The sequence below is a fragment of the Enterobacter asburiae genome, from assembly GCF_001521715.1.
Lineage (GTDB): Bacteria > Pseudomonadota > Gammaproteobacteria > Enterobacterales > Enterobacteriaceae > Enterobacter > Enterobacter asburiae.
In genome coordinates, this window is the sequence record NZ_CP011863.1 from 4,688,858 (window position 1) to 4,713,742 (window position 24,885).

Sequence of the window (24,885 nt, forward strand, 5' to 3'; positions counted from 1 at the left end):
GCTTAAGTCCCGTGAAAAAACAGAAAGGGTTTTATCGTTCTGGAATGAAACTTTTATGACAAACTAAGAATAATTTTAAAAAACTGTGATTTATTATTTCGGTAATAAAAGTGTCAAACTTTCCCGCTAGGCTTCCTGATCCCGCGCAACAAAGTGTTTCGCGATGTGCTAAGGCAGTTGGCAACGGGGCTGACTCCTGTTAAAACGTTCGTTCGACATTACTTTCCCTTATCGTTGAACGGCAGAGAATCATGAGTGACAGCCAGACGCTGGTGGTAAAACTCGGTACCAGTGTTTTAACAGGCGGATCGCGCCGCCTAAATCGCGCCCACATTGTTGAGCTTGTACGTCAGTGCGCTCAGCTGCATGCCGCAGGGCATCGTATTGTGATTGTGACCTCCGGGGCGATTGCCGCCGGGCGTGAACACCTGGGTTACCCCGAACTCCCCGCGACGATCGCTTCCAAACAGCTGCTGGCCGCCGTGGGCCAAAGCCGACTCATTCAACTCTGGGAACAGTTGTTCTCCATCTATGGCATTCACGTCGGGCAGATGCTGCTGACGCGTGCGGATATGGAAGACAGAGAGCGCTTCCTGAACGCCCGCGATACCCTTCGCGCGCTGCTGGACAACAATATTGTTCCGGTCATTAACGAGAACGATGCCGTTGCTACCGCTGAAATCAAAGTGGGTGATAACGATAACCTCTCGGCGCTGGCCGCGATTCTGGCCGGTGCCGATAAATTACTGCTTCTGACCGATCAGCAGGGGCTGTTCACCGCCGATCCGCGTTCCAACCCGGAAGCTGAGTTGATTACCGACGTTCACGGCATCGACGATGCGCTGCGCGCCATCGCCGGTGACAGCGTTTCAGGCCTGGGAACGGGCGGTATGGGGACCAAGCTGCAGGCCGCTGACGTCGCGTGCCGCGCCGGTATCGACACCATCATTGCAGCGGGCAGCCGCCCCGGCGTGATTGGCGACGTAATGGAAGGCATCTCCGTCGGCACCCGCTTCCACGCCCAGGAATCCCCGCTGGAAAACCGCAAGCGCTGGATTTTTGGCGCGCCTCCTGCAGGCGAACTTGTCGTCGATGAAGGGGCAACCGCCGCGATTCTGGAACGAGGAAGTTCATTACTTCCTAAAGGAATTAAAAGCGTGACAGGCAACTTCTCCCGTGGTGAAGTGATCCGTATCCGTAACCTCGAAGGCCGCGACATCGCACACGGCGTAAGCCGTTACAACAGCGACGCGCTGCGCCGCATCGCGGGTCACCACTCGCAGCAGATCGACGCCATTCTGGGCTATGAATATGGTCCGGTTGCCGTGCATCGCGATGACATGATTATTCGTTAAGGAGCCAGAACATGCTGGAACAAATGGGCGCTGCCGCGAAGGCGGCCTCTTACAAACTGGCGCTCCTTTCCAGCCGCGAGAAAAACCGCGTGCTGGAAAAAATCGCTGATTATCTGGAGTCCCAGTCCCAGGAGATTTTGCTCGCCAACGAGCAGGATTTACTGGAAGCGCGTCGCAACGGCTTGAGCGAAGCGATGCTCGACCGTCTGGCGCTGACGCCGGCACGCCTGAAAGGCATCGCCGACGATGTGCGTCAGGTCTGCAATCTGGCCGATCCGGTAGGGCAGGTGATCGACGGCGGGTTGCTCGACAGCGGTTTGCGCCTGGAGCGCCGCCGCGTGCCACTCGGCGTTATCGGCGTTATTTATGAAGCCCGTCCAAACGTGACGGTGGATGTTGCGTCTCTGTGTCTGAAAACCGGTAACGCCGCTATTCTGCGCGGTGGGAAAGAGACATGGCGCACCAACGCCGCGACGGTGAAAGTCATTCAGCAGGCGCTGGAAGAGTGTGGCTTACCGGCGGGGGCCGTACAGGCGATCGAGAGCCCAGACCGCGCTCTGGTCAACGAAATGCTGCGCATGGACAAATACATCGACATGCTGATCCCACGCGGTGGCGCGGGCCTGCACAAGCTGTGCCGCGAGCAGTCGACGATTCCGGTGATCACCGGCGGTATCGGCGTGTGCCATATCGTGGTCGACGACAGCGCTGAGATTGAACCAGCGCTGAAGATTATCGTTAACGCGAAAACCCAGCGTCCAAGCACCTGTAACACCGTAGAAACGCTGCTGGTGCATCAGGATATTGCGAACATCTTCCTGCCTGCCTTGAGCAAACAGATGGCAGAGAGCGGCGTGACGCTGCATGCTGACGCCAGTGCGCTCGCACTGCTGAAGGATGGCCCGGCTAACGTTGTTCCAGTAAAAGCGGAACAGTACGACGATGAGTTCCTGTCACTGGATCTGAACGTGAAAATTGTTGCCGATCTCGACGACGCCATTGCGCACATTCGTGAACACGGCACGCAGCATTCTGACGCGATCCTGACGCGCACCTTGCGCAATGCCGATCGCTTCGTGAACGAAGTGGATTCCTCTGCGGTGTATGTGAATGCTTCCACCCGCTTCACCGACGGCGGCCAGTTTGGCCTCGGCGCAGAGGTTGCGGTCAGCACGCAGAAACTGCACGCGCGCGGTCCGATGGGGCTGGAAGCGCTGACCACGTACAAGTGGATCGGCTTCGGTGACGATACGATTCGTGCGTAAATAATCACGGGTGATGCAAAAGTAGCCGTTTGATTCAAAAGGGCATTGACGCATCACCCGGTTAGATCTAACCTTTTGCCCCGTGGTTACATTCGTAACCGGCCTCTCAGGGCCGATATAGCTCAGTTGGTAGAGCAGCGCATTCGTAATGCGAAGGTCGTAGGTTCGACTCCTATTATCGGCACCATCATTTCATCCAGTGTCATCCCCAATCGTCCATTTTTCCTTGTTTTTCGCGGTGTTGACTGTTTTATTTGTCCGCCGTTATCCACCTTTTACCGTTGCAATCCAAATTTAAAACGGGTACATAATCGGGTATCTGAGTTTGAGGCGGGTACCTATGAAACTAAACGCGCGACAGGTCGAAACGGCAAAGCCTGCCGAGAAAGACTATAAGATGCCAGACGGCAACGGGCTCATTTTGCTGGTGAAAACCAGCGGGGCGAAATACTGGCGCTATCGCTATACCTTCGCCGGTAAAGAAAAGATGCTGGCGCTCGGTGTGTACCCGGCTGTTTCGCTGGCGGCCGCACGCGAAAAGCGAGATGAGGCCCGGCGTAACGTTGCGGCAGGTGTTGACCCAGTAAAAGTCAAAAGCCATGCTGCAGCTGCGGCAGCAAAGACGATCACGTTTAAAGAGATTGCCACTGAATGGCACGAATTCAAGAAGCCGCGCTGGTCACCTGGCTATGCCTCTGACATTCTCGAAGCATTCAACAAAGATATTTTCCCAGCGGTGGGTAAGCTGCCAGTTGCTGAAATCGAACCGGTCCAGATGCTGGCGGCGCTACGTAAAATTGAGAATCGCGGCGCAACCGAGAAAGCAGCTAAAACACGCCGGTGGTGCGGTGAGGTGTTCAGCTATGCAGTTGCGACCGGGCGCGCGAAGTATAACCCCGTCAGCGAACTGAACAGCGCAATGACCGGGCATAAAGGCGAGTCCTTCCCGTTCCTGACGGCTGAAGAACTGCCCGATTTTCTCGCAGCGCTTGAGAGTTACGAGGGGAGCCCGCTGCCCCGGCTGGGGTTGCAGATTATGATGCTGGCAGGGCTGCGTACTTACGAACTGCGGCATTCAAAATGGGAATGGGTAGATTTCGATAATCGGCTGTGGGAGATACCCGCCGAATTTATGAAGATGGACCGCCCGCACCTGGTACCGCTCTCCGATCAGCTTGTTGTCTTGCTGAAGGTGTTGCACGGTCTGACAGGTCGATACGTGAATATGTTCCCCGGCAGGAATGACCCGTCAAAGGTCATGAGCGAGAACACAATAAACAGGATGATCCACACGCTGGGGTATAAGGGAAGGGTAGTAGGGCATGGCTTCCGGCATACGTTCAGCACCATCCTGAACGATAAAGGATTCAACTCTGACTGGGTTGAACTCCAGATCGCTCATGTGGATAAGAACAATATTCGCGGGGTTTATAACCATGCCCTGTATATGGAAGGGCGTCGGGAAATGATGCAGTGGTATGCGGATTATATCGACCAGCTGCGTTTGATTTAAAGAAACTGTTTTTTCCACTCTTCGACCTCACCGCGTACCCAGCGGGAGGTTCGGCTCCCGAGCTTTTTAGGCTTCGGAAACTCGTTATTACTGATGCGCTCATAAATACTGGATTTTTTCAGGCCCACAGAGCGCTCAACCTCTTTAATGTTAATCAGGTCAGTGTCAGAGATAACCGGTGTCATGCTATACCTCTCTTTTTCATGGCATCGAGCAGGATGTCCTGCACTGTTCGTTTTGAGTTGCGCCGCTCCATCACCATTTCGTCCATAGTGTCGGCAGCGATAATGTGGTGAATGAACACCGGGCGATTGTGTCCGGCCTGAATCTGCCGGGTGGGCCCGATGCGTTCGATAATTTGCTGGTACTGCTCCAGATCCCACCAGTGCGAGAAAAACACCAGTATGTTGCCGCCGTCCTGCATGTTCAGGCCGTGGCCCGCGCTTGCCGGGTGTGCGAACAGGACCGGTATTTTTCCGGCGTTCCAGTCGCGAAGGGTCTGTGGATCCTGGTCGAGGTGACGACCTCGGGGAAACGCTTTAAGCAGTCGCTCAAGGTCGTGTTTCCAGTGGTAGGCCACCAGCACTGGTGCGCCAGCTGCTTCGGTGAGAATACTGTCCAGCGCCTGCAGCTTCGCGTCGTGCAGTTCTGACCAGCTCCCGGCGTCGTCGGTATACACCGCGCCGCTGGCAATTTGCAGGCACTTCACCGTTTTCGCCGCGGCGTTCGGCGCTTCGATGCCTTCGCCGTTCAGCTCGAGGAACATTTCCTTTTCCATTTCGCGATACTGCTGGCGAGCCTTCGGTGGCATGTCCACGCGTATCACGTTATGGATGGGCTCTTTGATGTCGAACCAGTCGGCGGCGTCCAGTGAGATAGTCACGTCGGCCAGTGCGCGCTGTATTTCGTCCTGCGAGTGTGCGAACGGCTCCAGCTTTGTCCAGCTCTGCCCCGGAAACTGTATCGAGTTGAACCAGCGGGAGGTAAACGCGCCGTAAGTGCGTCCGAGGCGCTGCCCCTGATCCACAAACCACGCCTGCCCCCACAAATCCACCAGGCCGTTCGGCGCTGGCGTACCGGTGAGGTTCATCCAACGCCGGACGTGCTTATGCGCCACTTTGCCCAGTGCCGCCGCGCGCTTACCACCGCCGCGCAGCCGGAAAGATTTCAGCCGGGTGCTTTCGTCGGGAATGACGGTACCGAACGGCCAGCTGTCGCCCAGCTCTTCCACCAGCCAGACCAGATTGTCGTAGTTGATTGTAAACACGCTGGCGTTGCTGTTCGCCAATGCCGCCGCGCGTGCTTTGGCATTACCGACAATCGGCTGCACCTCGATATTGCGCAAATGCCCCCATTTAACCGCTTCATCCGGCCATGTGCTGGCGGCTACGCGCAGCGGTGCCAGCACCAGCGCGGGCTGTGTCTCCGCTCCCGCCATGAAGAGATCTTCCAGTGTGGTGAGCGTCGCCACGGTTTTACCCATACCCATGCCCGCCCAGATGTTGCAGCGCAGGATGTCGATTTCGTGGTTGATGATGAGGTCTTGATAAGGGCGGGGGGTGAAAATTTTAGATGAGGTCATATCCTGCGCATTCCATAAACGAGCGGATGAATGTTGCGGCAGCTGGCGCGACTATCGCGTTGCCGTAGGCGCGCAGTCGTCCCACTCTGCTGGTAATCCCATGAGCCAGCGGGAATGTGCCGGATTCAACTGGCCGCCAGCGACCATCCCGGCAGAGGAGCCAGTCAGCATCATCCCAGCAGCCGTTAATCGTATTGGGCCGCAGATTCTCGCTGCGCCGCCGAGGGTCGTTCCCCGTTCGGGATGATTGGCCGCTGCGCCCTCGCCCCGAACCTGGTTGTTGTCGATCGTCGTCACTGTCGGCCATCCGCTCAGACAGGCATAATCCTGCAGGTTCGGCTGCCGTCCTGCCTGCTGACGCGCTATTACTTTCTCGGCATCCTGATAGGCCGTTTTGGTATTGCTCGCCAGAGGACTCGGCCAGCCCGCAAGTCTGGATAAACCCGCTAAGGTTTCCAGACCGCGTTTTGTCTCCGGCTGTGGATTGGTGTTGCAGGTTGGCGTGTACCATCCCGCCAGGTGGGCAAAGTCTCTTAGGGAACTGTGTAAGGGGTTGCCGGATGGTCGACGATCCCCAGACATCTTCCTCAGTGCTATTGAGGCGCTTCCGCCACCGCTGTGATCGCTCGCCGCTGGCGTCGGCCACCCAATATGCTCTGTCTCGGATATGCGGGGCACCGACGCCCGCAGCCGGAAACGGGACAAGCCCAAAGGCGTAGTCCACTGCTTCCACGTCAGTTTGTACAAGATCGAACCAGGCATTGACTCCTGCAACCTGTTCGCCAAATACCAGCTCAGGGCGTCGCTCGCTGATGAGGTGGAATAGCGCTGGCCATAGGTGCCGCTCGTCATCAAACCCAGCGCCTTTACCAGCCGAGCTGAAAGGCTGGCACGGGCAACTTCCTGTCCAGACCGGTTTGTTATCCGGCCATCCGGCCAGACGCAGAGCATAAGACCAGACGCCGATCCCGGCGAAGAAATGGCACTGTGTGAAGCCGCGCAAGTCGTCTGATGCGACATCTTCGATACTCCTCTCATCAACTTCACCCGGGGCGATATGACCCGCAGCAATAAGGTTACGCAGCCATTGTGCCGCGTTTGGGTCTATTTCGTTGTAATAGGCTCCCCGCACAATATACCCTCCAGATTTTTGCTATCCAGTACCGCCACGGTAAAGCCCAGCGCGCGCAGCCGTTCGTGCTCGCGCAACTGGTCGGCGCGTGGTGGTTTGCCGGGTGCTTTACATTCAACGAAAACGAGGCGGCCGCCGGGTAGCAGGACAATCCGATCCGGTACCGAGCGGCGACCGGGTGACACGAACTTAAAGGCGACCCCGCCAGCCTTTTTCACTTCGGCGACGAGGTGCTTTTCGATAAGGCTTTCACGTTCGTAGGCCATTTACTTCACCTGCTTTTCAGCCCTCAGTATCATCCGGCTACCATCATCAAGATCCCAGCTAATTTCGCCGCCTTCTGCCATTACCAGTTGCCAAACTAACTGCGCGGCTTCGTTCGTTACGTCACGCCCTGGGTCATTGCCAACACGCAAGCGACCGCCGTCAACATCGCGCATTTTTGCCAACATGATCTTTTTGGATAGCGGGGAGAACCCCAGTTGTAGTTTCGCTGTATTACGCATCATTCACCTCCCTACGCTTTTCGCGCATGTTCTGCATCAGACAAAAATCAGACCGGCGTTCGCTCCAGTCCTGATTAAGTTCGTTACGTGATTCGCGGTTGGCTTTGGCCCAGACCTTCGCCGCCCGGTCATACTCGCCGGACTGCTCAAGTCGCAAAGCCTCCCGCGCAGTCCGGTAATAAAGCGGACTGTCCCGATATTTAAATGACATAGGGATTACCTCAGTGGATGACGCCGACAACCTCAGGGTCGGTAGCCATATCGCTGTTAACCAGACGGAAGCGGGCCAGAACTGCGCCCTGACCACCCCAGTCTCTGCGCAGATTGCGCCAGGATGGTTGTTTATCGCCGCAGCATTCCAGAATGGCGGCGCTGTCTATATCGAACTGCGCACGGCTATCCATCACCATAAAAATGAATTTCATGCGGTAACTTCCTCATTTGAGGTGGCTTTACCGTTGAATTTGGTGCCGCAGAATGGGCAGTAGTTGATTGCGATTCTGGTATCAGCGTTCGTACAACGCTGCTCGGGTTCGCCATTCTTCTTACGACGGTAATAGCGAAAGCGGTAAGGCAGCATTACGTTGCAGAAATCACCCTTTTCAAGAATGAAGACCCGATTATCGAAATCGGATTCGTCAACCTCAGCGCAGTTGCTGGCGACAGCCTCGCGCAAGCGCGCATCCATACGCTCTTTGATATCTTTAAAGCAGTTACAGGCCATAGCGATTAGTCCTTACGGTAGTGGTACGCCTCGAAGCCGCCAGCGTTCAGCGGAATATCGGGAGCCCATTCGGGGTTAGTGGAGAGCAGCGCGGAAAGCGCTTTATCGTTGAAATCGTCTGTGTCCGGCGCTTCGGTGATCACCTCATCGTGTACCGTCAGCACAATGCTGTAACCGGCATCCTCGATCAGCGGCATGTTTCCGGCCAGAACGTCGCGGGCGGCCGCCTGAGTGACGTTTTCCACCAGTTTTCCGCCGTAGGTTTTGAGCCGCTGCCATTTGCGCGAGTAGGAGTTAACGCCCTGATAGGTGATGTTTCCCTTCTCGATGGACGGAGACGGGTAGCACAGTGCGCGCCCGGATGGCAGCTGTATGCGTAGCCATGCACCATCACGGCGGATTTTCAGATAGCCGCAGTACAGCGTCTTTTTGGGTGTAGCGATGGCGGTGCGGACGGTGCGCTCGAGCTCGTACCAGAAATCGCAGGTTGCGGGGTGCGCTCTGCGCCAGAGGCGCTTGAGCGAGTCACATGCGATGAATACACGCTCGGACAGGCCAAAGGTCGATTTACGTTTAACCGATTCGTCGTACCAGCTTTTCGCCTCGCGGATGACATCACGGGGGATATTCGGCAGCGCGGCGTTCGCCAGCTCGTCGAGGTCGAGACCGTAGACCAGGGCGAAGGTAAGAAATGCCGCAACACCCCCGCCGAAGCCGAGGCCCAGCTCCATCACCTTGCCGATTTGGCGCTGGTATTTATCAACATCGTCCGGCGAGATATTGAAGGCGCGGGCGTAGGCCAGTTTATACAGGTCCGGTCCGGTCCCCTCGTCATACTCCCGGAATGCGTCCAGCTTCCACTGCTCGCCAGCAAGCCAGGCCAGTTTTCGCCCCTCGATATTCGACAGGTCGCTAACCACCAGCTTTTTGCCTGCGGGGGCCATGATGCAGCCGCGCAGCGCCGAGCTGGTCAGCTCCATGATATTATCGAACAGCAGATCGGCGCATCCGGCTTTCAGCGCCTCGATGCCCTCGTCTATCTGGTCCTGCTCAAGCGAAGGGCGGGGCAGGTTCTGGGGCTGGAACAACCGCCCGGCCCAGCGCCCGGTTCGCGATGCTCCGCAGAACTGCAGCGTGCCGCGCAGACGCCCGTCACTGCTCACACCCTTCATCAGCGATTTGTACTTACTGGTGCTGGTGGTGCTGGCCTGTAGGCGGATAGCCAGCAACTCTTTCACCGAAGACGGCAAATCAGGATCCGCCATACGGCGCTCCAGCGTGCTGCGCTGCATGTCCGGCAGCTCCACACCGTACGATTCAACAATGTGCTTAATCAGCGCATCGCGCTGCGTGGCCGCCTGCACTTCGCCGTCGGTCATCACCTGCGTGCGTTTCGCCAGGCGTTTTTGCTCGAGGTCTACCGCCTCGATCGCCGCCTGTGCGAGCTGCACATCCATGCAGACGCCTCGGTCGTTTATCTGCTGGTCACGATGCCATAGCGCCAGCTCTGCGCCCTTGTAGTTCCACTTCGGCAGCCGCTTATAAACTTCTCGCATCGCCTCGATATCCAGCCCGGCGTATGCAACAAAGCGCCGCCATTCTTCCGGGTGGGTTTTGCTGGTGGCCCGGCGCAGTTTGCTGTTCTTCGGACGTGGCTTACAGAACAGCTGGATAAGCGCTTTACCTTCTTTGTCCTTCGCTTTGTCCTGCGGAACGCCCAGCACCTCGCAGAGCGCTCCCAGTGCGCCGGGGAGGCTGTGCGCCAGCGCCTGCACCATCGTGTCGCGCCAGCGGGTGACATCGGGTGCCAGCTCTGGCATTGCGTGGCGCAGTACCGTGCGGTCGAAATGTGAATTGTGGAAAAACAGAATAGTGTCAGGGTCGGCGATGGCCTTCCTCAGCCTGCTGGGGATAGGTTCGCCAGCAGTCAGATCCCAGACGCTAACCGGCTCGTCGCCGATGGCCCAGGCAAACAGCATCACCTCGACACCTTCCGCATAAGCGTGAGTGCCGTTGTTGATCGGTATTTCGCAATAGGTTTCCAGGTCGCCCCAGAGAATGGTTTCAGACATAGATATTCCTCGCGGGTGCTTTGCGAAAAGGGATGCTCTTTGCAAAACACCCGGCACATGGCCGGGTGGGGGAAGGGTTAAACCAGATCGGAAGCGTCTGCGCCTTCGCTGATATCGTCGAAGTCGTCCGGCGCGGCCACACCGCCGCCAGCGAACGCGTCACCGTCTCGCAGGAACTGGACGCCACCCAGCGATGCGTTCACGCGTTTTCCGAAGTTGTTGTCCTGCGCCCAGATGTCGATTACGGCGTTGACGTAGCAACCGGCGTAAGGACGGCCATCAGCCTGGATTAGCGGAGAACGGTCGCGATCGATGACTGCCGGGCGCGCTTTGTTGGCAGCATTCAGGAAGAAGTTGCCCGGGAAGCCCTCATATTCGGCTTTCTCGTCCCCGTCGTGCAGGCAGAGGTTGAGCTTTTTCTCCAGCTGGCCGTAAATGGTTTCCCACTTCTCACCCCATTTTTCCTTCGCTACCTGTTTCAGCGCTTTACGGACTTCGTCCAGTTGCGGGTGCTTTGGATCCATCAGGAAAACAGCAGAGAAGCGCGGGTCACCTTCGCCGTTCACGGTTTTTGCTTCGAACAGAGCAGGGAAAGCCAGACGGACGTTGTTCAGTTTAATTTTCATGGAGTCGTTCCTTAATCAGATGAGGTCTGCGGCGAGCGCGTCGTCGGACACGTCGTCGAAATCGTTAACAGGGTTGATATTGAGCGCTGGGCGCGGGTCGGATTCGGGGGCGACGGTGGGCTTACCGTCAGCGCGGGTGATCAGCGCTTCGACTTTCGGCCAGCGGCGAGGGCTGGCCTTTTTGATAAGCTTTTCGGCTTTGGTCGGGCTGATCAGCTTGAAGTCGAAGACCTCTTCCATTTTGTAGCGGAACTGGTCTTTCAGCAGCGCGCGGGCAGCTTCTTCATCACTCCAGGCGCGATTACCCTGTTTGCCAGTAACCAGCTTAAAGCCCGGTACCGGATGCCCGGCGTTCAGCTCACTGTTCACCCGGTCGCGCACAGCCTTTAGCCACGATTCGATAAAATCGGCCTGGCTGTATACCTCCGCCAGCTGTTCGGCGGTCAGCAGTGGCACACGCTTAACTGCTTCTGCCAGCTGCTCGCCAGTAGATTGCGTCAGGTCAACGAAATCGCCAGCGATAGTGTCGAAGTGCAATTGCTGCCGCGCGGTACAAATGGCGCTGGCTTTGCAGAACCGGCACTGTTTTTCGCCGGGGGTGAAATTTTCCAGCGGCAGGGTTTCGACACCTTCGCAATCGGCGATGTTGAACATCACGATCGCACTGGCGGCCGCTTCCTGCGCCCGTTCGCCGAACGCCTGGAGCTCTTCCACCGTCAGGGCCCACTCTGAAACGTGGTTAAGCCGCGGCTGGTGGATGAACAGGCGCACCGTCTCGAAGTCGTACAGCATGCTGAACTGCTCCAGTGCGCCCAGGGCATACAGCTGCAGCTGCTCGTTCTGCTCAGCATCGACGCGCACGCCCTTACCGTATTTCAGGTCGTGGATCTGCAGCTCGTTGCCCGCGATGATTACGCCGTCGGCGGTACCAAAGGACTCTTCTACGCCCACGATATGGGAGAAGTCGACACGCTGCTCGACCAGCAGCTCATTGCCCTGCGACAGCGCCCAGACGGTGTCGACGTAACGGCCAACGGCTTCGACCATTTCCTCATCTACCTGCGGGCCAGAAGTATCATCCGGGTGTTCAGCAAGAGGATAGGAGCCGAGGAACATCGCGACGTTACAACCCGCATAATGTTCCGGGTGGCTTTGGCGGTTGCGCAGCACCTTTTCGCCAAGCGCGTGCGCTGCGGTACCTTCTTCTGCGAATGAGGAGCTTTTATCCGGTTGTGTGGCCTCCAGCGCCAGACTACCGGGGCAGCGCATCCACCGATGCGCTGAAGACGGGGAAAGTCGTGCATGAACGTCTGGCATGATTAACCCTCCAGTGCTTTTTCAGCCTGTGCGATCACGTCTGCGAGGTTCTCGTCAGCAACTTCGCCGAGCTTTTTGGCACCCTGTTTTTCCAGAATCGCCACAGCTTCAGCACGGTAACCACCTTTTGCCAGCTGGAGGATCAACCCTTCGGCCTTTTTACGCAGCGCCGCAAAATCGGTCTGTTCGCCAGTATTACCCCCGGCATCATCACCCGTTTCGGTACCGCCTTTTGCCGCGTTTTTACGCGCGAAATCTTCCTGCAGCTGGAGGTACTCAACGCGGGTGATCTCGATATGGCCTTTTTTAAGCAGCTCGTTCAGCTTGCGTAAGGTGTGGATTTCGCTGGCTGCGGAGCCATCGACGTTCTTGCAGTAGAACGGCCCCGTGCGTTCTTCATCCTTACCGCTGGTTTTTGGCTTCACTTCATGGCGCCCGTCAGCTGGTGCGTCAAGTAAACGCTCGGCAAACTCACGGCGTGCCGCGATGGTCGGTAAATCATCCCAGAAGCGCAGGATGTTACGCGACAGGTCAAGTAATGCTGGCTTGTTAAGATGGCCAGCGCGTTTAACACCCTGCAGGGCGCTGTCCAGTGCGTCGATCTGCACAACGCGTTTATCGCCTTCGGCGTCGCGGTAATCAACAACGCGCTGGACCATTGTTTCGCTGAGCTCCTGCGGGGTCGGGTAGAATGCAGCCAGGGCGATAATGTCGCTGAACTCCAGATCGTCCAGCGTAACCTTGCTGATAACGGTATTTTCCGCTTTGGTTTCCGGTACCGTTTCGCGGTATTCCTGAACCTGCGCGACGGTGTCCGGACGAAGAGCTACGCCAGAGGCCAGGGCAGTGATAAGGCGTTCAAGCAGGGCGTTATGCTGCGTCAGCAGTTGGTTGTTAAGTTCGAGACTGGTTTCTAAGCTCATACTGCGGTCCTCGCTACAAGGAGAATGAAGGTAATAGCCAGGCCGAACGCAGTAGCGAGGGCCAGACCGGTGATAATGTCGAAATGTTTGCGGCGATATTGGAGCACGTCGCGCCCCGTCAGCCGATGGAGGTGTTCAGGTTTCATCGGTAGTGCTCCTTTTCATGTCTGGGAGCGCACCCGGTGCCAGCGGGCGAGACATAGCACCGTTGTGGATGCACTCTCAGTCAGGAAAAAGGCCCGTCAAGGGAGACGGGCAAAGACTACACACAGCAATTACATGGATGATTCAGAGTGTGGGGCAGGCCGCTGATTCCGATTCGCAAGGTAATTACAGCGAGTTACGGCTAGATCGAGTTGGGCATAGGCGCTGTCGCACGTAGAGTGCGTCAATCCTCGTCGCATGACATGGAAACCTGCTGGGTGGTTCAAAACCCAGAAATCGCCATTTTCATGGAGTATGTCCGATTCCTTAATTCGCATAAGTTAGCCCTCAGTGGATTAGTAAAAGGCCCAAAGCCTTTGATTAATTCACTGCACGCCCCATCATCGGGGCGTTTCAACTTGCGTGACTTATCAGCTCGTCGCGGTGTGGTCCTCTACGCTTACCGTACGCATACGGACTCGGCGCTTACCTCGATCCCATCGGGTGCCATTTCGTTTTGCCAGGAGCACAGCGGCTTACCTGTCACGCGGTTCTGTTTGTTAAAGAGCGATTTGCTTAACCCGAAAATGCATTGAATTAAGCGATAACGCATTTATATGCTAACTCGCATTATCTGGTCAACCCAAAAATGCATTATTTCGCAAAAAAGAAAGGCCGCTTTATGCGGCCTGTATTTAACACTTTGATTTTATTAGGGGCGCCATAGCGACGATTTAGCTATGCCTGCTATGTACTGGATTTTAGTGACAGAACTCTTAGGTAATCTGATAGGTGCGTGGTTTTCGTTTACCGGGAGTAAATGGTAAAAGCCGTCGCGCTCAAAAAGAAAAGTCTTGACCATTACCTCACCCTGTTCGGTGACTACTAACACTTCATCCCCTGGGTGGTAGCCGTGGTTAGGTTCTATTATTACGAACTCACCTTCTTTGATGCGAGGTACCATAGAATCGCCAACGCATTTTAGCGCGTAAACATCTGCATCATATGAAGGCCATCTGATGTGACCGTCTCCATTACCAACTGGGTATTGCATATCTGTCCAGAATCCTCCATTACCCAGCTGGGTATTGCCCAATACTGGTACTTCCCTGAATTCAAAATCATAAGGGTCACCGTCCACGTCAACTACTGTTCGTGGTTTTTCGGCTTGCAGGTCGCACTCCACCAGATCCACTGGGGAGATTTTAAAAAACTCAGCAATATGTTTCAGGGTAATGTACTTCGGATCTTTAATTTCCCCAGCAAGCATGCGCTGCAGCGTAGACTGCTGCATTTTTACTTTTCTGGATAGCTCCGTCACGCTAGAGATACCTGCTTTCTCCATTAGGTATTTTATGTTTTTCTGAACAACATCGTATTCGTATGCCATGTCTTTGAATCCTTGTTCGCTTAGTGAACAAATATGCGTTATTGCATATTTTAGCGCGTTTATTTAAAGCGTTTCTGGGTTGTTTATCAATGCGTTTTCGGATAGATTTGCTTCATAACATAAACGATGGAGCATATCGCCATGATTGAGTTAACTCCTAAAGACATGGTTCAGTCCCTGATTGATGCAGGGTATACCCAAAGCCAGATTGCCGAAGCTACTGGCGTAGCGCAATCCTCAATTTGCCGACTGCTTACCGGTGTGCATACAGATCCGCGCATATCTACCGTCAGGGCTTTAGAGAATATGCTGCGTACCGTCGGCGAATCTAAAAAGGCGTAACCCATGGAGATACGCTACTCAACAGGGCAACACGCCAGAGACGCACGACCAAAACCGGCTGTTTGCGAGAGCTTTGACGCTTTCGAGCATTTGTGGCTGTCGAACCGGAGAACGTTGAACGTTCTGCCGACGGACACAAAAGAGCAGCTCAGCGCCAAAAAAGACCGGCTGCATTATTTCTGGGTGGACATGCTGGACCCGGCTGTTGGCCGTAAGAAAGTCAATGCGGGCAATAGCTACATGCTGCGGTTTGATATGGACGGTACCACCGCTACGGGTTGGGAGACCCTGCGCGAACTCTTCAACGAGTATCGCGGGTTTGCTTACTCAACTGCCAGCCACGAACACCCCACGGCGAGCGGAGAACAGCGCTGGCGTATTGTTCTGGCGGTATCCCGCCCGGTCTCGCCTTCGGAGCTGGAGCGCATATCTCCGGTTGTTCAGCAGGACGTCATGGATATTTACGATCTTATCTGCGACGAGCCTGTAGAGTGGGATTCGCGGGTATATAACGCGGCCTGGCTGCTGTTCGGACCAGATGAACGAGCGAATACCGTTTCGTTTACCGGCGCGGTCGTTGATGTGGACGAGGTGCTATCCCGTGCTGCGCCTGCTGACAGTTCTGCTGTTCGCTTCCGGGATCCTGCGCAGATAAACCCACTTGGTACCGACGATGTTGCCGATTATCTGATCGCAAACGGCTATGCCACTGGTGATCTCATCGACGGCATAAAGCTGCCAATTATGTGTCCCTTTGAGGATGGCCACAGCTCATCGAAAGGTGAGGGGGACACCTCTACGGTTTACCTGCTGGAAAAGACCAGCGGTTTTGATCTCGGTAAATTTGTCTGTCTGCATAACAGCTGCAAGCATCGTGCTCAGGAAGACTTCCTGGATAAAATAGGCTACCGCGTGGCGGCCTTCGAAGACCTGACCGCAGATAAAGAAGGGGATAAACCAGAGTTTGTGGATATCAACACCGACATGACCGGCCATTTCCTTGAGCGCTTTATTTATGTTATCGAGGGTGATCAGGTGTGCGACCTCAGTCGACCACCATACCAGTGCATAATGGGTATGAAGTCGTTCAAAAACCTGATGGCTCCTTACCAGTTCCCTCCTGTGGGGAAAGGACTACCAACACCAGCAACTAAACGATGGATTGAACACCGCCATAAGAAAATAGCGGAGACAACAGGCTATAAGCCGGGGGCGGGTCGTATTATCGAGCGTTTCGACGGCCGGTTTGAGATTAACGAATTCTATATGCCTGAGCACCCACGTACCGCAGATACGAGTAAGGTGTCCACGTTCCTTAACCATATGGCTTATCTGGTGCCTGACGCCTGGCAGCGCGAGTTCTTCATCGCTCGCCTGGGCTGGATGGTACAGCGCCCTGAAAGGCGTTGCCCGATTTCCATTCTCCACGTCGCCACCGCCCACGGTACGGGCAGGGGATGGGTCAGCCAGTTGATGGAGCGCGTGCTCGGCCCGTGGAACTGTGCCCGCACTCGCATGAAGATCCTGTGCGATAATCAGTTCCATGACTACCTGTACAATACGCTGCTTTGCACCATTGACGAGGTGCGCGAAAACGATAAGCGGTATGAGGTGAACGATAAGATCCGCGACGTGCTGACAGAACCACGGTTTGAAGTGAACCGCAAATATGGCAGCAAAAAGACGATGGATATTTATACCGGCTTTCTGTTCTACACCAACCACTTCGATGCGCTGGCGCTACCGGAGGAAGACCGCCGTATCGCCGTGCTTGGTGGCCCTGATTTCGCTGCAAGCGAGGAGCACTACGCCAGCCTGTATGGCGCGCTGAGCGACAGTGACTTTATCGCCCAGGTGTACTGGTATCTGATGGGTGTTGACCTGTCCCGCTTCAACTGGCAGCGCGCACCTGAGACGAAAGAACGCCTGTTGATGATTGAAAGTAATAAGAGCGACGTTGAATCTGCACTTATCGAAATCCTGAATAACCCGCCAGCGCCTGCAATGACATACCAGCAAATCGTTAACGTGATACTGGCAGAAGCAGGAATGGATGTAGAAATTAACCAGAAGCATATTACTCGCGTTTTGAAAGAAAGAACAAAGCGGGAACCTGTACGCGTAAAAATTGACGGGTTCACAAATAGATTTTGGTTACTTGAAAAAAATCGCGAGTTCAGCAACGAGGAATTACGCGAAATATATAAAACTTGCGATATTTTGCAATCTGGATTGTAAGCGGGTGTCAGATGGGTGTCAGATAAAGATAGATCTGACACCTGCTAAAAATCAATAAAATCAATTGGAAGCAGTGGAAAGGTGTCAGGTGTCAGCAGAATTTAAAACTATGTACACGAGAACTTATATTTTAGGTATTATAAGGTCCCTTATGTATATAGAACTAAAGCCATCTGACACCTGACACCTAAAATAGGGTTAGGCCTTATGCGGCGCGCTTTACAGACGGTGTCAGTTAGCTATTTACCTGACACTTAACTGACACCTTAGAAATAAACATGAAAATATTTGCAAATAACTAAACGGAGTAAACAACATGAAAGTTTCAGGATTAAAAAACCACATTGACGGAAATAACGAAATCACTTGTCCACGTTGTGCTAACAGCAGTGTGTTTATTCGTAATGTCGCCATGCGAGCGCACGAAAACGGTATGACTGTAGAGATTGATTTAGGCTGCACAAACTGCGATGACAAATTCCAGCTTGAGTTAACCGACGGCACTAATACCAGTGTTTACGGTTATCTAAAAATCGAGGAGTAACAACCATGCGCGCACGCCAGAAGCTCAATAAAATCGCTCTCTATGCTCGCGCGTGCGCGCGTTTTGCGAGGTGAACTATGCCAGTTGTCGCAACGTTCAAAACAGACTGGTTCCGGGTGATTAACGACATCACGCGCAGCGGCATTCCCCTGCAGGAGATTGCCAGAGAGCTCGACGTGTCGAAGTCTGCTATCATCGGCTGGAAGCAGGGCGCAGCACCGAACCACCACACGGGCGAAGCGCTGATAGACTTCTGGTGTTACGTCACACAGCGCCCGCGCTCAGAGCTTCCGGCGCAGGTCACATCACGGCGATTCGTTTACGCCTGGCGATCGAAGCGTCTGACACCATGAAAACATGCAAAAACAGGGCGTTCATCGGTTAAAAACGCTATGCAAAAACCGCCCTGTTTTATGCACGATTTATGCAGTCCATTTTCACCACTTCCCGCCAGTAAACCGCAACAAATAACCGCTTCACGCATTTAACGTAATGAGTCCACTTTTGCTGGTGCGCGCAACGTCCATTATGTTAAATCGGCCCTGTTTTTAACAAATCTTCCATTTGGTCGGGATCCCGACCGCCACCCCGTTTCACACTTACGGCTCAATCATCACAGGAGCCAACACAATGGGCCGACCAAAGAAAACCGTCGAAGTACCAGGGCAGGAACCTGAAACGGGCACTGAGCAGCAGACGGAAGCAGAGAACCGCCTTACCGCGGCTGAGATCCAGACGCTTAATGCAGACGGCCAGCGCGCAGAACAGGAAGTTATCCAGCAGCGCGTTGCCAGTCTGCTGGACGATGCCGCACTTTCTGAGCGCAATACTCTGCTGGGTACCATCAACGAGCAGGGCGCGGCCATCATCGCCCGCTTTGAAACGCTGGGTTACACCGACCTGGCTGACCAGCAGCTGACCGACAATCTCGAATTCCTCCAGCTCGTCAAAAAAGCCACCACGGCGGAGCCCGCAGCGCCGCTCGGCTACGTGACGAACGAAGAGGGCAAGCCTCAACCTGTGACGGGTAAGCCCGTTCTGACTGAGCACGGCTGGCACGTTCCGGGCTAAGAGGGGGAATCGTTATGTGTGGAGGCGGAGCACCAAAGGTCACGCAGACCGACCCGCAGGCCGAAGCGGATGCAGCTGCCGATGCAGCAGCAAAAGCGGCAAACGCAGATGCAGCAGCGCGCAAGAAGCGCAAGAAAGGCTCGTCCCTTCTCGCCAGTGGTGCAGAGGGTGCAGCTGATTCGGGCAGCTCTCTGCTGTCCTCTGGTGCGCAGGCAGCGCAGCAGAAAAACACTCTGGGGGCGTAACTGATGGATGAACTCGCCGTTAAGCTGATTAAGCGTTCCGACACGCTGAAAGCCAACCGCCAGCAGCATGAAAGCGTCTGGCGCGAGTGCTATGACTACACCTATCCGCTGCGCGGCGCGGGATTCTCTGACGAAGTGCTCGATGCTCAGAGCGCAAAACACAAGGTGGCGAAGCTACTGGACGGCACCGCCACCGACAGCGCACGCATGCTGGCCTCTGCGCTCATGTCCGGCATGACCCCGGCGAACGCGCAATGGCTGAACCTCGACAGCGAATCTCTGCCGGACGACGCCAAAGCCTGGCTGTCTGAGTGCGCCACGCTGGTCTGGGAAAATATCCACGCCGCCAACTTCGACGCCGAAGGCTACGAGGCGAATCTCGACGTGGTGTGCGCTGGCTGGTTCGTCCTGTACATCGACGAGGACCGGGAAGAGGGCGGCTACACCTTCCAGCAATGGCCGCTGGCGCAGTGCTATGTCACGTCCACCCGCAAGGATGGCATCGTGGACACGATCTACCGCCGCTACCAGCTGACCGCAGAGCAGGCCATCAAAGAATTCGGCGCGGACAAGGTCAGCGAGAAGATCCGCGACGCGGCGAAGAAAAAGCCCGACGATAAATTTGATTTCCTGCACTGCATTTTCCCGCGTGAAACCTACATGGTCGATGCCCGCCTGGCGAAGAACATGCGCTTTGCATCGTACAACGTCGACGTGAGCAACAAGCAGATTGTGCGCGAATCTGGTTATCACGAATTCCCGTGCTGCGTGCCGCGCTGGATGAAAATCCCCGGCGGTTCCTACGGCATCGGCCCGGTGTACGACGCGCTGCCGGACTGCAAAGAGCTGAACGAAACCAAACGCATGGAGAAAGCCGCGCAAGATCTGGCTATCTCCGGCATGTGGATTGCCGAGGATGACGGCGTGCTCAACCCGCGCACGGTCAAGGTTGGCCCGCGCCGTATCATCGTGGCGAACAGCACCGACAGCATGAAACCGCTGCTGACAGGCGCAGATTTCCAGGTAGCGTTTACCGCAGAAGACCGCCTGCAGGCGTCAATCCGCAAAATCATGATGGCCGACCAGCTGCAGCCGCAGGACGGTCCAGCCATGACCGCCACCGAAGTGCATGTGCGCGTCGCGCTGATTCGCCAGCTGCTTGGTCCGGTGTATGGCCGGTTCCAGGCTGAATATCTCCAGTTGCTGGTGGTGCGCTGTTTTGGCATTGCATTCCGCGCTGGCGTCTTCTCCCCGCCGCCTGAGAGCCTGCAAAACGCCAATTTCAATGTGCGTTACATCTCGCCTCTGGCACGCGCCCAGAAGCTGGAAGACGTAACGGCAATCGAACGCCTCTGCGCGAACGTGGCAAACCTCGCGGGCATCAGCCAGGACGTTGTTGACCTCATCGATACCGACGAAGCCACTCGCGTTGTGGCTGAGGCTCTCGGCGTTCCGGCAAAAGTAATTCGCTCATCCGATGCGGTGGCGGATCTCCGCGACCAGCGCCAGAAAGCACAGCAGCAGGCCGCTCAGCAGCAGCTCATGATGCAGGCGGGAACTGAGGCTGCAGGAGCCGCAGGGCAGACAGCAGGCGCGGCAATAGGACAACGACTGGCAGGTAATCAATGAGAACCAAAGAGGCTACACCCGCAGATTACAAGCGGATTTTTGAAGAAATGCCAGGCGGTGCGCCTGTGCTGGAAGAACTTACCAGGCGCTTCGGTCGCGAAGCGTACGTGAAAGGCGGTACCGAAGGTGACCGCGAAACATGTTACCGGGCCGGACAGCGTTCTGTGCTCGATTTCATTCTCAGTCAGATCAACAGAGCCGATGGAGTAGAAGACGATGTGGAAGCTTAAACACTTATTCATGAACGCTGAGCAGGGCGCAGAACTGCCAGGCGGCGGTAACGGAGGTGGTGAAGATGGCGGCAATAATCCTGGTGCTGGCGAACCTTCTGGTAATTCTCTCCTCAGCACAGGCGCGGGCGAACCGGGTGCTAATGACTGGCTACCTGAGAAATTCCGCGTTATGGGCGAAGACGGAAAGCTCAGTATTGAAAGCTCTGCCCGCAAATTGGCGGAAAATTACACTCACCTTGAAAAACGCATGGGTAGCGGCGACGCGCCGCCGAAAACGGCAGATGAGTATGCACCTAAGGTAGAGGTCGAGGGATTCAACTGGGAAGAATTCAAAGCCGACCCGCGCATGCAGGGCTTTATGAAAACTGCGCACGCCAAAGGCATCACCAACGATCAGATGAGCTTTATCCTGGGCGAATACGCACAGCGCGCTCCTGAGCTGGTGGGTGGCGCCGCTGCGCTGGATTCGGAAGCGGCCACCACGCAGCTGCGCGAAGTGTGGAAGACTGACGCAGAGTTTAAGCAGAACATCGGTCTGGCTTTCCGCGCGTTCAACTCTCTGGCGGACGACGCCGATAAAGGCCGCATTGACGAAATCGGCAATAACCCGATGGTTATCCGCATGCTTGCTAAAGTCGGTGCTGAAATGCAGGAGGATGCGCCAGCGGGCGGCGATGTGAACCTCGAAGAGCAGCAGACCATTCGCGACCTGATGAAATCTCCGGCCTACATGGATCCAAAACACGCCGACCACGAACGCGTATCTGCGAAGGTCAAAGCGTATTACCAGCGTCGTTACGGCGATCAAACCGTAGCGTGACATGTCACGACAACTTAAAACGAGGAAAGACCAGTGAGCGAAGCAAAACCACAAGATGGTAGTACCGTTAAGGGATATCGCAGCCTGACCGAGACGGAAATCGGCGCAATGAACGATCTGAAAGCTATTAGCCGTAATTTCCTGGCTGAGATTGAAATGCTGTCTACCAACAGTGAATACGATCGTCGTTGGTTAGCCATCGCGAAAACCGATATGCAGACTGCATGCATGGCGGCCTGTCGTGCCGTTGCTCGCCCTGATGCGGATTGCTAACTCCTCAGCACTCTAACAAAAAGCCAGCCTAACCCGCTGGCTTTTTCATTTGGTCGGGATTCCGACCGCGCACCTCGCTAACAATCTCCCCACAACCAGCCCGGCGGGGACGCCGGATAACTGAATTTTCCCGCAGTGCGTACGCGCCACGCGCATTGTGTTAATCGGGCCGGGCAACCGACAACCCAGCAGGCGATATTTTCTGGAGTGATTGTTATGTCATTTGATACCAATAAGAACATGATCACCGCTGCGTTTATCACGCAGTTTCATGATTCTTTCGAAATCGCCGCGCAGCAGAAGGATTCCCGCCTGCAGGCTGCGGTAAACGACCGTGGGATGATCACCGGCGAAGCGTTCACCATTAACGATATGGGCACCATCGAAATGACGCAGATCACCACGCGTTTTGGTGACACCGTATGGGACCTGCCAGACGCTGGCACCCGTAATGCGTTGATGGCGGACTACGCTGTATTCGTGCCAGTTGAAAAACGTGACCTGCGTAAACTGCTGGCCGACCCGCAGGGTCCATATCTGCAGCTCACCCTGGCGGCCTCCAACCGCAAAAAAGACGATGTTGTTTATCGTGCTCTGCTCGACCCTGTGATGCGTAAAACGTCCAGCGGCGGTGCGTACGCACCGGTGGCGCTGCCTGCGTCGCAAAAAATCGTTGCTGGTGGCACGGGCATGACCAAAGCCAAGCTGATCGCCGCGAAAGCGATGTTCCGCCGCAACGAGTGCGATGAGCAGAACGGTGAAGAACTGTATATCACCTACAACGCCGACATGCTGACGCAGATCCTCAGCGATACCACGCTGACTTCTGCCGACTTCATGGCGGTGAAAATGTTGCAGGAAGGTGCTGTGTCCGGAAACTGGCTTGGTTTTAAGTGGCTGGCTTACGAAAAACTGGATTCTGCGACCGCAGGCGATCCGGCCGTGACCACCAAAACCGCCGTCGCATGGTGTAAATCCGCTGTGCATTTCGGTACCGGCGCTGAGTACAGCGTTGATATCGGCCCACGTCGCGATAAAAACAACACCATTCAGATCTCTGTTGATGCGTCTTATGGTGCTGGCCGTGCCAACGAGAAAAAAGTCGTCGCCATCGATTTTGTTGCTTAATGCCGCTGGTGTGTTTGCCGGGGACTACCCCCGGCCTTTTTTCATCTGAGGTTCTGCCATGACTTCGAGTGTATCGATCTGCTCAAACGCACTTCTGGCGCTGGGTGCTCACCCGATAAATGATTTCGACGAAGACACGATCATGCCCGTCTTTGCGCAACCTTGTACCCTACTGTCCGCAATAAATTACTCCGCGCTCACCCGTGGAACTGCGCGATAAAACGCGTTGTGCTCTCACCTGTCAGTGCCGCGCCTGTCTCGGGTATGGTTATCGTTTTCTTTGCCTGGCGACCTGATTCGCGTTCTCTCTGTTGGCGAACTACGTGACGATATTGATTACCGGATTGAGGGAAGCCGACTGCTGGCTAACGTCGATGTGATTCGCCTGCGTTATATCTTCGTAATGAGGACGAGTCCACATGGATGCCGCGCTGGTGGATGTTGCTGAAATGACGATGCAGTCCAAGCTGGCGTATGCAGTGACCGGGTCCACCAGCCTGCGCGATAGTCTGGCGCAGGAGGCCTCATTCCTGCTGAAACAGGCAAAAGCCGTCGATGGCCAGGAAGAACCGCCGGAAGAGCTGGGCGGCTATCCAACTTATGAGTCGAGGTTCTGACATGCGCGCGAACCTTATAAAACCAATTTTACAGCTGGCGAAGTTTCCCACGTTTGATGGGGCGCGTTGATATTGCCCGCTACGCCAACGGCGCGAAGATTATCGAAAACGCGGTAGTGGTCGTGCAGGGTGGTGTTGTCCGCAGACCTGGTACCCGCTTTGCGGCGGCCACGAAATTCGGCAATAAAAAATCACGTCTTATTCCCTACGTGTTCAACCGGTCTCAGGCTTACATGCTGGAGTTCGGCGACGGCTACATGCGTATTTATCAGAACGGTAAGCAGCTGGTTAACGGCGACAATACGCCTTATGAATCGCAGCCCATACACGCCGATATGTTGGCTGCCGTGAATTATGTCCAGGGCGCTGACACCATGTTTCTGGTTCATCAGTCTGTGAAGCCTCACCGCCTCCAGCGCCGTGGTCCAAACAGACTGGGTGCTTGAACCGGCACCGTTCATCGTTGAGCCATTCGACGAGGTGCGCGACTACACCGCAGAAATGGTGTAAGCCATCCGTCAAAGAGTTCGTGGGCTCTGAAATTACGCTGACCCTGAGCGATGCGGAACCGGGAGACACCCAAATCCACCATTCACTGGCGCGGGCTGGGTTGCTCAGGATGTGGTTCCTACGTTCGCCTTAACGGCGGTCTGGTGCTGATTAAAAGCATCACCAGTGCTCAGATTGCCGTCGGTACCATTCGCAGCGACCTGACGGCAACGCAGGCGGCATCGCCAGGATCATGGACGCGTGAGGACACAGTCTGGACCGATGAATTTGGTTACCCCGGCGCGGTGACGCTATACCAGCAGCGCCTTGTCCTGGCGGGTTCGCCAAAATATCCGCAAACAATCTGGTGGAGCGAAACGGGCGTTTATCTGTCCTTTGAGATTGGCACCGAGGATGATGACGCGATCAGCTTCACGCTGTCTTCAGACCAGCTCAACCGATTGTGCATCTGGCGCAGATGAATACCCTGATTGCGCTGACATACGGCGGCGAGTTTACGATCACCTCCGCAACGATGCAGCTATTACCGACCAATATCTCGGTGAAAAATCCGAGCCCGTACGGCTGCAACGGGATCCGCCCGGTGCGCGTTGGTACCGAAATCATGTTTGTGCAGCGCGCTGGCCGCAAACTCTACGCGGTAGCGTACGACCCGGACAGCTTTGTTTCCTATTCCGCCAACGATA

General features: G+C 55.4%; 29 protein-coding genes, 1 tRNA gene and 1 pseudogene. 17 read left to right on the top strand and 14 right to left on the bottom strand.

Translation table 11 applies throughout. The annotated features are described in order from the left end of the window. Positions 1 to 251: 251 nt before the first annotated feature. The 4 genes from proB to ACJ69_RS22955 all read left to right on the top strand — a co-directional run bounded on the left by proB (position 252) and on the right by ACJ69_RS22955 (position 4,133). Positions 252 to 1,355 (top strand): glutamate 5-kinase, encoded by a 1,104-nt coding sequence (proB, locus tag ACJ69_RS22940; protein ID WP_008501877.1) that lies wholly within the window; start codon positions 252 to 254, stop codon positions 1,353 to 1,355. Positions 1,356 to 1,366: 11 nt separating this feature from the next. After that, on the top strand, positions 1,367 to 2,620 hold the full coding sequence (proA, locus tag ACJ69_RS22945) for a glutamate-5-semialdehyde dehydrogenase (RefSeq protein ID WP_059347788.1): 1,254 nt from the start codon (positions 1,367 to 1,369) through the stop codon (positions 2,618 to 2,620). 111 nt (positions 2,621 to 2,731) lie between these two features. Next, positions 2,732 to 2,807, top strand: a tRNA-Thr gene (locus ACJ69_RS22950). A 153-nt stretch (positions 2,808 to 2,960) separates the two neighbouring features. After that, the gene (locus ACJ69_RS22955) at positions 2,961 to 4,133 is read left to right on the top strand and encodes a tyrosine-type recombinase/integrase (RefSeq protein WP_059347789.1); all 1,173 of its coding nucleotides are present in this window, start codon (positions 2,961 to 2,963) and stop codon (positions 4,131 to 4,133) included. On the opposite strand, the gene ACJ69_RS22960 is transcribed toward ACJ69_RS22955, so the two are convergent. The 14 genes from ACJ69_RS22960 to ACJ69_RS23020 all read right to left on the bottom strand — a co-directional run bounded on the left by ACJ69_RS22960 (position 4,130) and on the right by ACJ69_RS23020 (position 14,549). Further along, entirely contained in the window at positions 4,130 to 4,318 is a 189-nt protein-coding gene (locus tag ACJ69_RS22960; protein ID WP_000189281.1) for a helix-turn-helix transcriptional regulator, read from the bottom strand. The genes ACJ69_RS22955 and ACJ69_RS22960 overlap by 4 nt on opposite strands. After that, positions 4,315 to 5,715 (bottom strand): SNF2-related protein, encoded by a 1,401-nt coding sequence (locus tag ACJ69_RS22965; RefSeq protein WP_059347790.1) that lies wholly within the window; start codon positions 5,713 to 5,715, stop codon positions 4,315 to 4,317. The genes ACJ69_RS22960 and ACJ69_RS22965 overlap by 4 nt, the downstream gene beginning before the upstream one ends. Further along, positions 5,702 to 6,847, bottom strand: a complete 1,146-nt coding sequence (locus ACJ69_RS22970; RefSeq protein ID WP_059347791.1) for a DNA cytosine methyltransferase — start codon at positions 6,845 to 6,847, stop codon at positions 5,702 to 5,704. Before ACJ69_RS22970 ends, ACJ69_RS22965 begins: the two co-directional genes overlap by 14 nt. Beyond that, complete coding sequence (locus ACJ69_RS22975; RefSeq protein ID WP_054829892.1) at positions 6,820 to 7,113, bottom strand: PDDEXK family nuclease; 294 nt, start codon at positions 7,111 to 7,113, stop codon at positions 6,820 to 6,822. The genes ACJ69_RS22970 and ACJ69_RS22975 overlap by 28 nt, the downstream gene beginning before the upstream one ends. Further along, positions 7,114 to 7,353: a DUF7446 family protein gene (locus ACJ69_RS22980; RefSeq protein ID WP_054829898.1), complete on the bottom strand. Its 240-nt coding sequence runs from the start codon at positions 7,351 to 7,353 to the stop codon at positions 7,114 to 7,116. After that, positions 7,346 to 7,564 carry an ANR family transcriptional regulator gene (locus tag ACJ69_RS22985; protein WP_054829893.1) on the bottom strand — a complete coding sequence of 73 codons (219 nt, stop codon included), beginning with the start codon at positions 7,562 to 7,564 and terminating at the stop codon, positions 7,346 to 7,348. The genes ACJ69_RS22980 and ACJ69_RS22985 overlap by 8 nt, the downstream gene beginning before the upstream one ends. A gap of 10 nt (positions 7,565 to 7,574) precedes the next feature. Then, positions 7,575 to 7,778, bottom strand: a complete 204-nt coding sequence (locus ACJ69_RS22990; protein WP_054829894.1) for a hypothetical protein — start codon at positions 7,776 to 7,778, stop codon at positions 7,575 to 7,577. After that, entirely contained in the window at positions 7,775 to 8,077 is a 303-nt protein-coding gene (locus ACJ69_RS22995) for a hypothetical protein (RefSeq protein ID WP_054829895.1), read from the bottom strand. Before ACJ69_RS22995 ends, ACJ69_RS22990 begins: the two co-directional genes overlap by 4 nt. A gap of 5 nt (positions 8,078 to 8,082) precedes the next feature. Further along, on the bottom strand, positions 8,083 to 10,149 hold the full coding sequence (locus ACJ69_RS23000) for a bifunctional 3'-5' exonuclease/DNA polymerase family protein (RefSeq protein ID WP_059347792.1): 2,067 nt from the start codon (positions 10,147 to 10,149) through the stop codon (positions 8,083 to 8,085). 77 nt (positions 10,150 to 10,226) lie between these two features. Next, the gene (locus tag ACJ69_RS23005) at positions 10,227 to 10,775 is read right to left on the bottom strand and encodes a DUF2815 family protein (protein WP_001619020.1); all 549 of its coding nucleotides are present in this window, start codon (positions 10,773 to 10,775) and stop codon (positions 10,227 to 10,229) included. A 15-nt stretch (positions 10,776 to 10,790) separates the two neighbouring features. Beyond that, on the bottom strand, positions 10,791 to 12,092 hold the full coding sequence (locus ACJ69_RS23010) for a DUF2800 domain-containing protein (protein ID WP_054829896.1): 1,302 nt from the start codon (positions 12,090 to 12,092) through the stop codon (positions 10,791 to 10,793). Positions 12,093 to 12,094: 2 nt separating this feature from the next. Next, positions 12,095 to 13,015, bottom strand: a complete 921-nt coding sequence (locus tag ACJ69_RS23015; RefSeq protein ID WP_059347793.1) for a hypothetical protein — start codon at positions 13,013 to 13,015, stop codon at positions 12,095 to 12,097. Next, the gene (locus ACJ69_RS25540; RefSeq protein ID WP_167347083.1) at positions 13,012 to 13,161 is read right to left on the bottom strand and encodes a hypothetical protein; all 150 of its coding nucleotides are present in this window, start codon (positions 13,159 to 13,161) and stop codon (positions 13,012 to 13,014) included. Before ACJ69_RS25540 ends, ACJ69_RS23015 begins: the two co-directional genes overlap by 4 nt. A 710-nt stretch (positions 13,162 to 13,871) precedes the next feature. Then, the gene (locus tag ACJ69_RS23020) at positions 13,872 to 14,549 is read right to left on the bottom strand and encodes an XRE family transcriptional regulator (RefSeq protein WP_058645991.1); all 678 of its coding nucleotides are present in this window, start codon (positions 14,547 to 14,549) and stop codon (positions 13,872 to 13,874) included. 141 nt (positions 14,550 to 14,690) lie between these two features. Here ACJ69_RS23020 and ACJ69_RS23025 point away from each other — a divergent pair, with 141 nt between their 5' ends. The 13 genes and pseudogenes from ACJ69_RS23025 to ACJ69_RS25940 all read left to right on the top strand — a co-directional run. Further along, the gene (locus ACJ69_RS23025; RefSeq protein ID WP_054829897.1) at positions 14,691 to 14,891 is read left to right on the top strand and encodes a helix-turn-helix transcriptional regulator; all 201 of its coding nucleotides are present in this window, start codon (positions 14,691 to 14,693) and stop codon (positions 14,889 to 14,891) included. Positions 14,892 to 14,894: 3 nt separating this feature from the next. Further along, positions 14,895 to 17,129 (top strand): primase-helicase family protein, encoded by a 2,235-nt coding sequence (locus tag ACJ69_RS23030; RefSeq protein WP_232248426.1) that lies wholly within the window; start codon positions 14,895 to 14,897, stop codon positions 17,127 to 17,129. 316 nt (positions 17,130 to 17,445) lie between these two features. After that, entirely contained in the window at positions 17,446 to 17,673 is a 228-nt protein-coding gene (locus ACJ69_RS23035) for a zinc ribbon domain-containing protein (RefSeq protein WP_059347794.1), read from the top strand. 77 nt (positions 17,674 to 17,750) lie between these two features. Then, a complete protein-coding gene (locus ACJ69_RS23040) occupies positions 17,751 to 18,026 on the top strand; it encodes a hypothetical protein (RefSeq protein ID WP_032629981.1) in 276 nt (91 codons plus the stop codon). A 277-nt stretch (positions 18,027 to 18,303) separates the two neighbouring features. Next, complete coding sequence (locus ACJ69_RS23045; RefSeq protein WP_059347795.1) at positions 18,304 to 18,744, top strand: hypothetical protein; 441 nt, start codon at positions 18,304 to 18,306, stop codon at positions 18,742 to 18,744. Positions 18,745 to 18,758: 14 nt separating this feature from the next. After that, positions 18,759 to 18,989 carry a hypothetical protein gene (locus ACJ69_RS23050; protein WP_023305508.1) on the top strand — a complete coding sequence of 77 codons (231 nt, stop codon included), beginning with the start codon at positions 18,759 to 18,761 and terminating at the stop codon, positions 18,987 to 18,989. A gap of 3 nt (positions 18,990 to 18,992) precedes the next feature. Next, complete coding sequence (locus ACJ69_RS23055) at positions 18,993 to 20,618, top strand: portal protein (protein ID WP_059347796.1); 1,626 nt, start codon at positions 18,993 to 18,995, stop codon at positions 20,616 to 20,618. After that, the gene (locus ACJ69_RS23060; protein ID WP_054830269.1) at positions 20,615 to 20,848 is read left to right on the top strand and encodes a Bbp19 family protein; all 234 of its coding nucleotides are present in this window, start codon (positions 20,615 to 20,617) and stop codon (positions 20,846 to 20,848) included. Before ACJ69_RS23055 ends, ACJ69_RS23060 begins: the two co-directional genes overlap by 4 nt. Continuing rightward, a complete protein-coding gene (locus tag ACJ69_RS23065) occupies positions 20,835 to 21,671 on the top strand; it encodes a hypothetical protein (protein ID WP_054830270.1) in 837 nt (278 codons plus the stop codon). The genes ACJ69_RS23060 and ACJ69_RS23065 overlap by 14 nt, the downstream gene beginning before the upstream one ends. A gap of 33 nt (positions 21,672 to 21,704) precedes the next feature. Beyond that, positions 21,705 to 21,944 carry an Acb2/Tad1 domain-containing protein gene (locus ACJ69_RS23070; RefSeq protein WP_054830271.1) on the top strand — a complete coding sequence of 80 codons (240 nt, stop codon included), beginning with the start codon at positions 21,705 to 21,707 and terminating at the stop codon, positions 21,942 to 21,944. Between the two features lie 216 nt (positions 21,945 to 22,160). Next, positions 22,161 to 23,072 carry a phage capsid protein gene (locus tag ACJ69_RS23075; protein WP_059346968.1) on the top strand — a complete coding sequence of 304 codons (912 nt, stop codon included), beginning with the start codon at positions 22,161 to 22,163 and terminating at the stop codon, positions 23,070 to 23,072. Positions 23,073 to 23,491: 419 nt separating this feature from the next. Further along, positions 23,492 to 23,689 (top strand): hypothetical protein, encoded by a 198-nt coding sequence (locus ACJ69_RS25810; RefSeq protein ID WP_233424636.1) that lies wholly within the window; start codon positions 23,492 to 23,494, stop codon positions 23,687 to 23,689. Between the two features lies 1 nt (position 23,690). Beyond that, positions 23,691 to 24,884: pseudogene (locus tag ACJ69_RS25940) on the top strand (hypothetical protein); the annotation flags it as partial. Position 24,885 lies beyond the last annotated feature (1 nt).

Bases quoted from the DNA above. Each gene is read 5' to 3' on its own strand.
- proB (WP_008501877.1), top strand. From the start codon at position 252: ATGAGTGACAGCCAGACGCTGGTGGTAAAACTCGGTACCAGTGTTTTA.
- proA (WP_059347788.1), top strand. From the start codon at position 1,367: ATGCTGGAACAAATGGGCGCTGCCGCGAAGGCGGCCTCTTACAAACTG.
- ACJ69_RS22955 (WP_059347789.1), top strand. From the start codon at position 2,961: ATGAAACTAAACGCGCGACAGGTCGAAACGGCAAAGCCTGCCGAGAAA.
- ACJ69_RS22960 (WP_000189281.1), bottom strand. From the start codon at position 4,318: ATGACACCGGTTATCTCTGACACTGACCTGATTAACATTAAAGAGGTT.
- ACJ69_RS22965 (WP_059347790.1), bottom strand. From the start codon at position 5,715: ATGACCTCATCTAAAATTTTCACCCCCCGCCCTTATCAAGACCTCATC.
- ACJ69_RS22975 (WP_054829892.1), bottom strand. From the start codon at position 7,113: ATGGCCTACGAACGTGAAAGCCTTATCGAAAAGCACCTCGTCGCCGAA.
- ACJ69_RS22980 (WP_054829898.1), bottom strand. From the start codon at position 7,353: ATGCGTAATACAGCGAAACTACAACTGGGGTTCTCCCCGCTATCCAAA.
- ACJ69_RS22985 (WP_054829893.1), bottom strand. From the start codon at position 7,564: ATGTCATTTAAATATCGGGACAGTCCGCTTTATTACCGGACTGCGCGG.
- ACJ69_RS22990 (WP_054829894.1), bottom strand. From the start codon at position 7,778: ATGAAATTCATTTTTATGGTGATGGATAGCCGTGCGCAGTTCGATATA.
- ACJ69_RS22995 (WP_054829895.1), bottom strand. From the start codon at position 8,077: ATGGCCTGTAACTGCTTTAAAGATATCAAAGAGCGTATGGATGCGCGC.
- ACJ69_RS23000 (WP_059347792.1), bottom strand. From the start codon at position 10,149: ATGTCTGAAACCATTCTCTGGGGCGACCTGGAAACCTATTGCGAAATA.
- ACJ69_RS23005 (WP_001619020.1), bottom strand. From the start codon at position 10,775: ATGAAAATTAAACTGAACAACGTCCGTCTGGCTTTCCCTGCTCTGTTC.
- ACJ69_RS23010 (WP_054829896.1), bottom strand. From the start codon at position 12,092: ATGCCAGACGTTCATGCACGACTTTCCCCGTCTTCAGCGCATCGGTGG.
- ACJ69_RS23015 (WP_059347793.1), bottom strand. From the start codon at position 13,015: ATGAGCTTAGAAACCAGTCTCGAACTTAACAACCAACTGCTGACGCAG.
- ACJ69_RS25540 (WP_167347083.1), bottom strand. From the start codon at position 13,161: ATGAAACCTGAACACCTCCATCGGCTGACGGGGCGCGACGTGCTCCAA.
- ACJ69_RS23020 (WP_058645991.1), bottom strand. From the start codon at position 14,549: ATGGCATACGAATACGATGTTGTTCAGAAAAACATAAAATACCTAATG.
- ACJ69_RS23025 (WP_054829897.1), top strand. From the start codon at position 14,691: ATGATTGAGTTAACTCCTAAAGACATGGTTCAGTCCCTGATTGATGCA.
- ACJ69_RS23030 (WP_232248426.1), top strand. From the start codon at position 14,895: ATGGAGATACGCTACTCAACAGGGCAACACGCCAGAGACGCACGACCA.
- ACJ69_RS23035 (WP_059347794.1), top strand. From the start codon at position 17,446: ATGAAAGTTTCAGGATTAAAAAACCACATTGACGGAAATAACGAAATC.
- ACJ69_RS23040 (WP_032629981.1), top strand. From the start codon at position 17,751: ATGCCAGTTGTCGCAACGTTCAAAACAGACTGGTTCCGGGTGATTAAC.
- ACJ69_RS23045 (WP_059347795.1), top strand. From the start codon at position 18,304: ATGGGCCGACCAAAGAAAACCGTCGAAGTACCAGGGCAGGAACCTGAA.
- ACJ69_RS23050 (WP_023305508.1), top strand. From the start codon at position 18,759: ATGTGTGGAGGCGGAGCACCAAAGGTCACGCAGACCGACCCGCAGGCC.
- ACJ69_RS23055 (WP_059347796.1), top strand. From the start codon at position 18,993: ATGGATGAACTCGCCGTTAAGCTGATTAAGCGTTCCGACACGCTGAAA.
- ACJ69_RS23060 (WP_054830269.1), top strand. From the start codon at position 20,615: ATGAGAACCAAAGAGGCTACACCCGCAGATTACAAGCGGATTTTTGAA.
- ACJ69_RS23065 (WP_054830270.1), top strand. From the start codon at position 20,835: ATGTGGAAGCTTAAACACTTATTCATGAACGCTGAGCAGGGCGCAGAA.
- ACJ69_RS23075 (WP_059346968.1), top strand. From the start codon at position 22,161: ATGTCATTTGATACCAATAAGAACATGATCACCGCTGCGTTTATCACG.
- ACJ69_RS25810 (WP_233424636.1), top strand. From the start codon at position 23,492: ATGGATGCCGCGCTGGTGGATGTTGCTGAAATGACGATGCAGTCCAAG.